This window comes from Actinomadura formosensis (genome assembly GCF_050948385.1).
In the GTDB taxonomy this organism is placed as follows: Bacteria; Actinomycetota; Actinomycetes; order Streptosporangiales; family Streptosporangiaceae; genus Spirillospora; species Spirillospora formosensis.
Genome location: NZ_CP192011.1, coordinates 1885411 through 1897452, shown reverse-complemented (window position 1 = coordinate 1897452; position 12042 = coordinate 1885411). Strand labels below are relative to the sequence as shown.

8 protein-coding genes are annotated in these 12042 nt (G+C 73.8%); 1 reads left to right on the top strand and 7 read right to left on the bottom strand.

Annotation, left to right across the window (positions count from 1 at the left end):
- From ACQP1N_RS08935 to ACQP1N_RS08915, 5 genes are all read right to left on the bottom strand, one after another.
- Positions 1 to 306 (bottom strand): hypothetical protein, encoded by a 306-nt coding sequence (locus ACQP1N_RS08935; RefSeq protein WP_067801849.1) that lies wholly within the window; start codon positions 304 to 306, stop codon positions 1 to 3.
- Between the two features lie 53 nt (positions 307 to 359).
- Positions 360 to 1139 carry a class I SAM-dependent methyltransferase gene (locus ACQP1N_RS08930; RefSeq protein ID WP_067801852.1) on the bottom strand — a complete coding sequence of 260 codons (780 nt, stop codon included), beginning with the start codon at positions 1137 to 1139 and terminating at the stop codon, positions 360 to 362.
- A 93-nt stretch (positions 1140 to 1232) separates the two neighbouring features.
- Entirely contained in the window at positions 1233 to 4580 is a 3348-nt protein-coding gene (locus tag ACQP1N_RS08925; protein ID WP_433230351.1) for an ATP-dependent helicase, read from the bottom strand.
- Between the two features lie 15 nt (positions 4581 to 4595).
- Positions 4596 to 7820, bottom strand: coding sequence for an ATP-dependent helicase (locus tag ACQP1N_RS08920; RefSeq protein WP_433230348.1), 3225 nt, complete (start codon positions 7818 to 7820; stop codon positions 4596 to 4598).
- Between the two features lie 82 nt (positions 7821 to 7902).
- Positions 7903 to 8346 (bottom strand): GlcG/HbpS family heme-binding protein, encoded by a 444-nt coding sequence (locus ACQP1N_RS08915; RefSeq protein WP_067804181.1) that lies wholly within the window; start codon positions 8344 to 8346, stop codon positions 7903 to 7905.
- Between the two features lie 219 nt (positions 8347 to 8565).
- Between ACQP1N_RS08915 and ACQP1N_RS08910 the strand changes: the two genes are divergently transcribed.
- Positions 8566 to 10326: a PucR family transcriptional regulator gene (locus ACQP1N_RS08910; RefSeq protein ID WP_433230345.1), complete on the top strand. Its 1761-nt coding sequence runs from the start codon at positions 8566 to 8568 to the stop codon at positions 10324 to 10326.
- A gap of 1 nt (position 10327) precedes the next feature.
- Here ACQP1N_RS08910 and ACQP1N_RS08905 read toward each other — a convergent pair whose 3' ends face one another.
- Together ACQP1N_RS08905 and ACQP1N_RS08900 are read right to left on the bottom strand one after the other, a co-directional pair.
- The gene (locus ACQP1N_RS08905; protein WP_433230343.1) at positions 10328 to 11686 is read right to left on the bottom strand and encodes an MFS transporter; all 1359 of its coding nucleotides are present in this window, start codon (positions 11684 to 11686) and stop codon (positions 10328 to 10330) included.
- Positions 11673 to 12035, bottom strand: a complete 363-nt coding sequence (locus tag ACQP1N_RS08900) for a Rieske (2Fe-2S) protein (RefSeq protein ID WP_067804191.1) — start codon at positions 12033 to 12035, stop codon at positions 11673 to 11675. Before ACQP1N_RS08900 ends, ACQP1N_RS08905 begins: the two co-directional genes overlap by 14 nt.
- Positions 12036 to 12042 lie beyond the last annotated feature (7 nt).

Sequence of the window (12042 nt, the reverse complement as noted above, 5' to 3'; positions counted from 1 at the left end):
TCACGCCGCACCCCGGTTCCTGGCGGCGATGCAGATGCGGGCGAGGTCGTCGAGGGCGCCCGCGCGGCGCTCGTCCAACGTGCGGTGATCGCCCGGGGCGGCCTCCGCGAGGGTGTCGATGACCAGGGAGAACACCGGCCATTCGGCGGGGCCGATGGCGCCCTGGAAGTCGACGCCGTCCGCGAGGTCGTCGAGGTCGAGGTTGCGGGCGAAGGTCGCGAGGGCGGCCTCGGCCGCGGCGACGCCGATGCGCATCGCCAGCGCGGCGGGCTCACGATCGAGGGACCGCACGGTGTTGGAACCCATGTTCGACAACATAGAACATATGAGCGATCCGCGCCGAACATACGGTCGAAAAGTTATCCGACGATCGCCTGCGCGAACAGGTACGAATGCGTGAAGTGCAGGGCGCCGTCGACCCTGCTCGGGCGCATGCCGGTCGCCGGGCCGCCCGCCAGTTCGTCCTCCAGTTCCCGCCGGATCCGCGTGGCGTCCTCCGCCGGGGTGCGCGCGAACTCCAGCCACGGGTCGAGGGGGCGGACGTAGTCGAACCGCTCGGTGCGCTTCACCTCCGCGCCGGCCGCCGTGACGAAGTCCGCGATCTGCGCCTCGGTGAGCGCGGTGCCGTGCGAGGGGTCGCGGAGGCGCTCGATGCGGTCGGGGTCGCCCGCCAGGCCGTCCGGGCGGACCAGGTCGGCGATGATCAGCGCGGCACCGGGCCGGCTGACCCGGGCCATCTCCGTCACGACGGCGGCCGGGGCGGCGACCTGGTGCAGCGAGAACCGGGTGACGACCAGCGTGAACGACCGGTCCACGTACGGCAGCGCGGTGCCGTCGCCGCGGGTGAAGGTGATGTTCGTGATGCCCGCGTGGTCGGCGTCGCGTTTGCCTTCGGCGAGCATCGCGGGCGTGAGGTCGAGGGCCGTCACGTGCCGGACGCGGTGGGCGATCGCGCGGGACACGATGCCGGTGCCGGCCGCGACCTCCAGCACGACGTCCTCAAGGTCGAGTTCGGGGTCCATGAAGCGGACGAGCCGGTCCAGATGACGGGTGAACGCGCCGTTCAGCCTCGGGTCGGCGAACCCCGCCGCCTGCTTGGAGAACTCCCGTACGACCTTCTCGTCATGCGTCACCGTCACGTCGCCTCCCTGGGATGGTTGCCCGGATCATCCCCCGAAAGCACGCACGGTGAACAGGGGGGAGTGAGGCTCATCACCCGTTTCAGGGACGAATCACACCGCCGGGACGCCGTCGAGCAGCGCGGCGAGCCCGTCGGCGTCCAGCAGGTCCGCCGGGCGGACGGTGACGTTGGCGCCGACATAGTGGAACGCCGCGCTGACCTTCGCGACGTCCACCCCGGCGAGTTGCGCCCACGCCAGCCGGTACGCGGCGAGCTGCACCGACGCGAACCGCGCCTCCTCCTCCGGCGGCGGCGAGCCGGTCTTCCAGTCGACGACCTCGTAGCCGTCCCGGGAGCGGAACACCGCGTCCATCCGGCCGCGGACCAGCCGGTCGCCGATGATGGTCTCGAACGGCACCTCGATGTCGAGCGGTTCGCGGGACGCCCACTGCGACTCCTCGAAGCGCGCCCGCAGCCGGGCGAGGTGCGCGTCGCCCGCGGCGCCCTCGTCGGCGGCGCCGGGCAGCTCGTCCGGGTCGATGAGGCGCTGCTGCCCCCAGCGGCTCTCCAGCCAGGCGTGGAACGCGGTGCCGCGCCGCGCGTAGGGGGCGGGCGGCCGCGGCATCGGGCGGCGGATCTGCCGGGCCAGCGCCGCCGGGTCACGCGCCAGCGAGACCAGCGACGACACCGACAGGTGCGCGGGCAGCTCGACGAGCAGGCCGTCACCGGAACGGCCCCGGTCGCGTTCGGCGAGCAGCAGCTCGACGTCGCGCGCCCACGCGGTCATGCGGGCCCGGTCGGCGTCCGACAGCCCGGTGCGGCCGGGCCAGTGCCGGGTCCGCCCGGTCATCTCGTCCTCGACCATGCGGGCGGCCGCCACGACCGCCTCGTACCGTTCGCGGGCGGTGAGATCGCAACGGCCGCGCTCCCCGGGCGCGGCGGGCCACCGCGCCTCCTCGGGCTCGGCGAGCAGCGGGTTCTCGGTGCCCTCCTCGGGCGGGTCGGTCCACACGGCGACGGACCCGGCGCCCGCCAGGCAGACGGCCCGCACCTCCTCCAGGAACGGTGACGGGCCGAGCGGGCGCCCCGACGAACCCCACCAGTAGCCGGTCGTGATGAGCAGGCTGGACGCGCGGGTGACCGCGACGTACGCAAGGCGCCGCTCCTCCCGCAGGTCGCGCTCGGAGCACGCCCGGTCGAACGCGGCGAGGTCGTCCTTCTCCAGCCCGTTCAGCGGCGGCAGGTCGGCGCGGTCGCCGCGCAGCATGAACGGCAGGACGCGCGGGTTCGCCGTCCAGCGGGTGGCGTTCTGCGGCGGTGACGGGAAGATCGAGCCCTTGGCGGGGGCGCCGTTCTTCTGCGGCACGTACGACAGGCCCGGCACGACCACCACCGGCCATTCGAGGCCCTTGGAGGCGTGGACGGTGAGCAGCTTGACGCTGTTGGTCTCCCCGACCCGCCCGGCCTCCAGCCCGAACTCCTCGGTCTCGGCGGCCCTGAGGTAGGCGAGGAACGCGCCGAGCGTCGGGTCCTCGGCGTCGCCCGCGAACGTGGCGGCGGCGTCGATGAACGCGTCGAGGTCGGCGCGGGCGGTCACCGGGTCCAGGCCGGACCGCGCGGCGACCTCGATGTCGAGGCCGAGCGCCCGTTCGACCTCGGTGACCAGATCGGGCAGCGGCAGCCCGACCTGGCCGCGCAGGGCGCGCAGCTCGTCGCGGAGGCGGCGCAGCCGCCCGTGGCCCTCGGGCGAGTACGCCTCCGGGGAGCCGAGGTCGTCGAGCGCGTCGACGAGGCTGCCGGTCTCCTGGTTCAGCTCGCCGACGAGCTGCCGCAGCGGATCGCCCTCCGGCGGGGGCTCGTCCGGCACCGGTTCGGCGGAGCCCTCCGGCGGGGTGACGTCGCGCGCCGACTCCTGCGCCAGCGTGCGGGCCCGCCGCCCGAGCGCGACGAGATCGCGCGGCCCGAGCCGCCAGCGCGGGCCGGTCAGCAGCCGGGCGAGGGACGCGCCGGCGGTCGGGTCGTGCATGACCCGCAGCGTCGCGACGACGTCCTGCACCTCGGGGACGGTGAGGAGCCCGCCGAGCCCGACCACCTCGACGGGGATGCCGCGCGCCTCCAGCGCCCGCCGGATCAGCGGGAACTGCGACCGCTTCCGCGCGAGGACGGCGATGTCGGAGTACTGGAGCGGCTCGGGCTGCGGGCCGCCGTCCGGTGCCGTCTCCGGGTCGGCGGCCAGGAGCCCGGCGATGCGCGCGGCGATGCGGTCGGCCTCGTCCTCGACGGTGGAGAAGAGGGCGCATTCGACGCGCCCGCGCCCTTCGCGCCCCGCGCCCGGGATGAGGCGGGGCACGGCCTTCGTCTCGGCCCGCAGCTCCTCCTGCACCCGGGCCGCCGCCTCCAGGATCAGCTCGCCGTTGCGGAACGAGCGGCTCAGCTGGACGACCGGCGCCGGCACCGGGCGCGCGCCCGCCGCCCCCGGCTGCGCCGGGAAGTCGTAGGCGAACCGCAGCAGGTTCCCGGCGCTCGCACCGCGCCACCCGTAGATCGACTGGCACGGGTCGCCGACCGCCGTCACCGGGTGCCCGCCCGCGAACAGCGATCGCAGCAGGACGAGCTGCGCCTGGCTGGTGTCCTGGTACTCGTCCAGCAGGACGACGGAGAACCGGGACCGCTCGATCATCCCGACCTCGGGATGCCCGTGGGCGATACGGGCGGCGAGGGCCATCTGGTCGCCGTGGTCGATGACCTCCCGGCCGGCCTTGGCCCGTCCGTACGCCTCGACCAGCGGCATGAGCTGCTCGCGGACGGCGTGCTTGGCGAGGATGTCGCGCTGCGCCTTGAGCGGCTTCTTCAGCGCGGCGAACCGTTCGTCCAGCCAGGCGCCGACCTTGCGGATGTCGTCACCGGTCCGCAGATGCTCGGCCAGGTCGCCGGCCAGCTCCATGACGGCCTTGGTGACGGTGTCGGGCTGCCAGTCGATGCGGTCCATGGGCCCGTTGTAGGTGTCGACCACCCGCGAGCAGATCTGCCAGGCGACGGCCGGTGAGATCAGCCGCATGGTCGGTTCGAGCGCCTCGCGCAGGGCGTGGTCACCGAACAGCCGCGCCGCGTACGAGTGGTACGTCGACACCATCGGCTCGCCGTCGAACAGGGCCTCGCCGCCGAGCCGCTCAAGCTCGCTCGCCGGCAGGACCTCGCGCAGCCGGTCGAGCCGTTTGCGGACCCGCACACCGAGCTCGGCGGCGGCCTTGCGGGTGAACGTCAGCCCGAGCACCCGTTCCGGCCGGACGAAGCCGTTCGCGACCAGCCACACGACCCGCGCGGCCATCGTCTCGCTCTTGCCGGACCCGGCGCCCGCGATCACCGCCATCGGCGCCATCGGCGCCTCGATCACCCGGGCCTGCTCCTCGGTGGGCTCGGGGATCTCCAGCAGCCGGGCCAGCTCTCCCGGCGTGATCACCTCGCTCCCCCCGAGCTACTCGCCGACCTGACCGCCCTCGTCATGGACGGGACAGCAGGAGCGTACGGGACAGGTGCGACACTTGTCGTTCGCCCGCGCCTGGAACACCTCGCTCGCCATGCCGGTCGCGACGATCTCGATGAGCTTCTTGGGCCATTCGGGGTCGGCGTCCTCGCCGGGCGGCGGCTGCTCCTGCTCCCTCGCCCGCGCCGCGAACGCGGCCTTGCCGACCTGGATGAGCTTGGCGCCGCCGGGCTCGATCAGCCCGTGCCGCTCGAACGCGCCGAGCATCACCGCGTACTGGTAGACCCCGAGCTGGGGATGCCGCGCCAGGTCGTCCTTCGGGACGGCCGTGGAGGAGGTCTTGATGTCGATGATGACCGCGCGGCCCTGGTCGTCGCGTTCGGCGCGGTCGATGCGGCCCTTGATGACGACGCGGCCGAGGTCGACCTTGAACGCCTCCTCCAGCGCGACGACCTCGTTGGGGTTGTCGCGGTGCCAGGCGAGGAACCTGTCGACCATCGCGGTGGCCTGCTCGCGCTGTTTCTCCGAGTACCAGGAGCTGCGGAACTCCAGGTCGTTCCAGATCTCGTCGAGCCGCCGCGCGACGTGGACCTCGTCGATCCCGTCGTCGGCGCCGGCCATCTCGGCGACCGCGTGGACGACCTTGCCCATCGTGCTGTACTCGTTGGGCCCGCCCTCCTGCGCGCCGACCGCCGAGGCGAGCAGCCAGCGCAGCCCGCAGGTGGTGAACGCCTCGACCTGGGACGGGGAGATCGTGATCTGCTCGTCCTCGGCGAACGCGGGCCCGGAGGCCGACAGCGCGGTGATGGCGTACCAGTTCTCCGGCCGCGCGCCGCGCACGCCCGCGCGCGCGAGCCGCGCCAGGTGCCCGGCGGCGGCGCGCCGCAGCGGTTCGGGACGGGACGGGTCGGCGACCACCGAACGCAGGTCGGCGACAAGGGCGGCCAGTGAGAGCCACCGTGTCTTCTCGTCGAGTTGCGATTGCTCGATGGCGCCGGGGAGCAGTTCGTTCAGGAACCGTGACGGCCGTTCTTCGGTGTCGTCGCCTCCGACGGCCGTCACGACCAGGCGCTTGCGCGCGCGCGTGACCGCCACATAGAAGAGCCGTCGTTCTTCGTCCAGCATCTTGGCGGCCATGGAGGCACCGGCCGCGGCGGCGCCTTCCGGCTCGGTCCCGGCGGCGTGCTCGATCAGCTCCTCGACGCCCAGCAACGACCCGCGCAGCCGCACATCGGGCCAGACGCCCTCTTGCACGCCGGCGACGACCACCACGTCCCACTCCAGCCCCTTGGAGCGGTGCGCGGTGAGGATGCGGACGGCCTCGCCCTCCGGTGCCTGCTCCGCCAGCGTGTCACCGGCGATCTCCTGGGACGCGATGTTGTCGACGAACAGTTCGGGGCCCGCCTGGGGAAGCCGGTCCACGAACCGTGCCGCGTGGTCGAACAGCGCCACGACGGCGTCCAGGTCGCGGTCGGCCGCCGCGCCGCGCGTCCCGCCCCTGACGCTCTGCTCCAGCAGGACGTCGGCCTGCCCGCTCTCCTGCCATACGGCCCACAGCACGTCCTCGGCGGTACCGCCGTCGTGAACGGACCGCCGTGCCACGTCGATGAGGTGCGCGATCCGTTCAGCGGGCGCCCGCACCTTCTCGTGGACGAGGATCAGCTCCCGTGGGTCGTTGACCGCCGCGACCAGAAGCTCGCCCAGCGGACGGTCCCCGCCCGACAGATCCTCAAGGTCGCGCAAGGCCCGCTTGAGGCGGCGCATGGCGAGCGCATCGGCGCCCCCCAGCGGGCCCGTCAGGAGGTCTTCTGCGACGGCCTCGTCCAGGAAGCCCTTCTTCAGCGCGGCCTTGAGCAGAAGCAGGAACGGCCGGACGGCGGGTTCGCCCATCAGCGGGACCTCGTCGCCCGCGACGACCACCGGCACACCGGCCTGGGCGAGCGCACGCCGAAGGACCGGAACCTGCCGTACCGCGCTCCGCACCAGCACCGCCATACGCGACCAGGGCACACCGTCCAGCAGGTGGGCGCGGCGCAGCTCGTCGGCCACCAGGGCCGATTCCTGGTTTTCGGAGTCGGCGATCACAGCGCGCACTTCATCGGGGGGTCCCGGGGAGTCGCTCCCCCTGGAAGACGCAGCGCGCGCTTCGCCGTCGTCCAGTTCTTCTGCGGGAAGCAGCGCGCGGTGCTCGGCGGCGCCGGCCGCCCCGGCGGGCAGGCGCCGCGCGATCCGCCGCGACGCCGCCAGGATCGCCGGTCCCATCCGGCGGCACGTCCGCAGCGCCACCACGGGTGCCGGCTCGCCGTCCAGGGTGAGGAAGCGGTTGGGGAACTCTTGGATCCCCCGCACGTCGGCGCCGCGGAACCCGTAGATGGACTGGTCAGGGTCACCGACCACGATGAGGTCGCGCCCCTCCCCGGCAAGGTGATGCAGAAGAGCCTCTTGCGCGGGGTCGGTGTCCTGATACTCGTCCACGAACACCGCGTCGTAGGCGTCCCGCTCCCTGATCCGGACCTCCTCGTCCGCGAGCATTCCCGCGGCCATGTGGATCAGCTCGCCGTAGTCGTAGGTGGGGACGGGATCGAGCCCGAACCGGTCGGCGTACCGCTCCATGAACCCGCCGATGGCCGCCCAGTCGTCCCGTCCCCGCACACGCCCCGCCGCGGTGAGGTCTTCGGCGAAGTACCCGCGTTCAACGGCCCGCAGGGCGAAGTCACGCAACTCTTCGGCGAACCCGCGCGTCGCCAGAGCGGCCCTCAAGCGTTCCGGCCAGCCATGCGCGCCGTCCGCCAGCTCACCTTCCAGCAACCGGCGCACTTCAAGCAGTTGCTCTGGCCCGGACAGCAGCCGCGGGGCCGGCTCTTCGTTCAGCACGGCGTCCCGCCTGAGCAGCGCGTAGGCGTAGCTGTGGAAGGTGAGCGCCAGCGGTGTCCGCGTCGTCCGGTGCAGGCGCCCGGTGATCCGCTCCCGCAGTTCCCCGGCCGCCTTGCGGCTGAACGTCAGGACGAGCACGCGCTCCGGATCGACGCCCCGGTTCTCGATGCGGTCGACGACCGCCTCGACGATCGTCGTCGTCTTACCGGTGCCCGGCCCCGCCAGCACCAGCAGCGGCCCCCCGGCGTGCTCGACCACCCGCCGCTGCCGCTCGTCGAGCGCGGGCGGGACGGCACGCGCGGGACCCGCGCGGCGCACGAGACGGTAGGAACCTGGGGGCACAACAGTTCATTGGAACAGATCACCGTGACGGTTCTGACCAGAACGCACTCATGTCGCCAGGGAGAAAACCCACATCGCGGCCTCAGGCGGTGGCGACCTTCTCCCTGAACGCGCGCAGGGCGGCGGCGCCCACGGCCTTGTCCTGCTCGCCGTTGCCGCCGCTGACGCCGACGGCGCCGACGACCTCGCCCTCGTGGACGATCGGGAACCCGCCCACGAAGATGGCGAACTTGCCAGGGTGCATCTGGTTGATGCCGAACGCCTCGTTGCCGGGCAGGGCGGGGCCGTTCGGCGGTTCGTTGAACTTGTGGGTGTCGCGCTGGTGCCCGGCGGCGGTGAACGCCTTGGCGATGGCGATCTCCACGCCGGTGAGGCGGGCGCCCGTCATCCGGTGCACCGCGATGGGGTGCGCCCCGTCGTCGGCGATGCAGATCGTCTGCTTGACGCCGATGCGGCGCGCCTCCTCCTCGGCCGCGGTCAGCATGACGAGGGCGTCTTCCAGGGTGAGCCGGTGAACGGTGTGCACGGGACCTCCACTTCGGGCGCCACCCCGAATTAAAAATGCGGGGTATTGCCGTATTCAGGACGGTAAAGCAGGATGTGAGGGACGGTTTTTCCCTTTGCGCCGTCCGCCACGAACTCCTCCACTCCCGTCAGTCTCGAAGGCCCCCGTGCGTCGAGGCTATGTACACTCTGCCGAACGAACCCGACGGGATGTGGGCACATGGCACATCACCCTGCGATCGTGACGACCATCGACGGGAGCACCGACGGGCACGTACCGGTCGGGGCCCTGCTGGCCGAACCGCTGCTGCGCGGCACGCTGCTCGCCGGCCGCGCGGGGCTCGGACGCGGCGTCGGCTGGTGTCTCCCCCTGTCGGAGACCCGCCGCTTCGCCGATGCGGCGAGCACCGAACCCGACCTCGGCGGCATCGCCGTCCACCTCCCGGTGACCACGCTGGCCGCACCGGACGAGGCGGCCGCCCTGGTCACCGGCCTCGCCCGCCGGGACGCCGCCGCGCTGCTGGCCTGGCATCCACCCGGCGTCGAGTCCGACCTCTCCCGCGAGCTCACCATGGCGGCCCGCGCCGCCGACGCCGCCGCCATCCCGCTGCTGGTCCTGCCCGCGGAGGCCGACTACCGGGCGGTGAGCCGGCTCATCGGGCAGAAGGCGCTGGCCCTGTCCGCGCACGTCCTGGAGTACGGCTCCCGCGTGCACCGCACGCTCGCGGAGGTCCTCGCGCGCGGACCGGGCGTGCCGGCGATGGCCCGCGCGGTCGTCGGGCTGTCCCGCTGCAGCGTCCTCATCTGCGACGCGGACGGCGAGCGGCTGGCCTGGGAGGAGGCGCCGGACGCCGAGCCGCCCGACCCCGACGCCCTGCTGCACGCCCTCCCGGAGGACCTCGCCCGTCCCGAGGACCATCCCGAGTTCGAGGACGGGAACACGCACGCGGCCGAGGTGCGGCTGCGGATCCGTCCGGACGGGCCGCCGGTGCACGCGCTCGTCACGCCCGTCCTGGTGGGCGGCCAGGTGTTCGGGCGGATGGTGATGGTGGAGCGCGACTGCCCGCCGGACCCGCACGACCTGGCGCAGCACCGCGTGGTCGCCGAGCACGGCGCGACGCTGGTCGGGTCGGAGATGCTGCGGCAGCGGTCGGTGCGGGCGGCCGAGGAGCGGGCGCGCGGCGACTTCGTGGAGGCGCTCGTCCACGGCCGGTTCGCCGACTCCTACGAGCTGGGCGCGCGGGCCCGGCATCACGGTTTCGATGTGGACGGGCACTTCGCCGTGCACGTGGTGGCGGCGGCGTCGCTGCTGCCGGTCGGCCGCGACTATCTGCGCAAGACGGTGACGGCGACCCGCACCGCGCAGGACCTCGAACCGGGCGGCTGCGTGCTGACCGCCGCGATCAGCTCGACTATCGTGGTGATCCAGCAGGTCGCGGCGGGGCCGGACCCGATCCGGCAGCGCGCGGAGGCGGCCCGGTTCGCCGAGCGGCTGCACCTGGCGCTGCGCCCGCTGCTGGGCGACGATCTGCGGATCGCGCACGGCCGCCCGGGGCAGGGCGCCGCGGGGGTCGCGGCCGGCTACCACGAGGCGCGGCTGACGATGGGCCTGGCCTGGCACACCGCCGCCGATCCCGTCTGCGGCTACGACGACCTGCGGATCTTCGCGGCGCTGAAGGACGTGGCGGGCAGCACGGAGGCCAAGTCGTTCGCCCGCGAGACCCTCACCCCGCTGCGCCGCGCGAACGGCGGCGACCTGGAGCGGATCGTGCTCGCCTACATCAGGACGTCCGGGAACCTGAACGCGGCGGCCCGCGAACTCGGCATGCACCGCAACACGATGCTCTACAAGCTCGACCGGGCGTCCCGCGCGCTGCGCATGGACATCAGGTCGGCGGACGCCCAGTTCACGTTCTGGCTGGCGCACCACATCGACACGCTGACGACGGTGACCGGCGTGCTCGCGGACGAGATGGCGCCGCCCGCCGCCGCCCCCCGCTGACTCAGGCGGGGTCGGGGCCCGCGAAGGAGGAGAGCAGGCCGAGGACGGCGGTGGCGGCGCAGACGGCGAACATGACACCGAACGCGGGCGCCTGGTCGAGGACGGCGCCGACCCAGGCGGCGCCGAGCGCGGAGCCGCCGAACCGCAGCAGGTTGAACAGGCCGAGGCCGGCGCCGCGGCGGCCGGCGGCCGAGCGGGTGGCGCCGGTCGCGGCGGGCGTCTGGACGAACGCGACGCCGGCCCCGGTCAGGGCGAGGCCGGCGAGCAGCCACGGCACCGTTCCCGAGCCGGCGAGGACGGCGGCGAGGAGCACCTGCCCGGCGGTGAGGACGGCGAGGCCGCCGCGCAGCACCGTGCGCGGCGACAGGCGTTCCATCAGCACGCCCGTGACCGGGCCCAGCACCGCCATGACCACCGGCAGGCTCAGCAGGACGGCCCCCGCGTACAGGGTGCCGGTGTGCCGCTCGGTGGTCAGGTGGACGGGGACGGCGAGCAGCGTCGCGCCCAGGCAGAACATCTGCGCGAACACGGTGAGGCAGGAGCGCAGGTAGCGGGTCTCCAGCAGCAGCCTCGGCGGCAGGAACGCGTCCGGGCGGCCACGGGAGGACGCCACATAGGCGGCGGCGACCACGAGGCCGGCGAGAGCGCCGCACCACACGACCGGGGAGGCCGCGCCGAGGACCGTGGCGGACGAGGTGGCGCCGAGGGTGAGCCCGGCGGCGAGGGTGAGCAGGGTCGCGCCGCGCCAGTCCAGCGGGACGCGCCGCGCCCGCCCGGCCGGCACGAACCGGACGGCGAGCGCGGCGGCGGCCAGGCACAGCGGCACGACCGGCCAGAACACGGCGTGCCAGCCGAACCAGGTGGCGAGGCCGCCGCCGAGCGCGGGCCCGGCGGCCTGGCCGACGCCGTTGGCGGCCGCCCACAGCCCGAGGGCCCGGCCGCGCCGCCCGCCGTCGAACCGCGCCGCGATCAGCGCCATGACGGCGGGCAGCATCGCGGCGGTCGCGACGCCCTGCACGGCGCGCATCGCGACGAGGACGGTCAGGTCGCCGGCGAGCCCGGCGCCCGCCGAGCCGAGCCCGAGCAGCAGCATCGCGGCGACGAACACCCGGCGCGGGCCGCAGCGGTCGCCGACCCACCCCGACACCGGCAGCAGCACGGCGAACGTGAGCGTGAACGCGACGACGATCAGGGTTCCGGCGGAGATCGAGGCGTCCAGGTCCCGCAGGATGAGGGTCAGCGGGACGTTGACGATCGTGTTGGCGACGGTCCCGGTGAACGTGCCGAGCAGCAGCGGGACGAGCGCCGCCCAGTCCCCCGGGCGCGGCCCGGCGCCCCGCCGCGGTTCAGCCTCGGCCAACGGGCCTGCGCCGCCGCGGCCGGCCGCTCGCGGTGTCCTCCGGGGGGATGTGCACGAGGATCTGCCCGTCCTCCTCCTTCACCGGGTACACCTCGATCGGCTTGGTGGCGGGCGGCGTGATCGGCTCGCCGGAGGCGAAGTCGAACACGCTGCCGTGGCAGGAGCACAGCAGCCCGTCCTCGGTGACGTGGCCGGACGACAGCAGGCAGTCGAGGTGCGTGCAGTAGTTCGACATGGCGTGCACCTCGCCGTCCCGGCGGGCGACGGCCACCTCGGCCTCGCCCACGAAGAAGCGGCGGACGACGCCTTCGGGCACCTGGCCCGAGCGGGCCACGCGCTGGTATTCCATGGGTCGC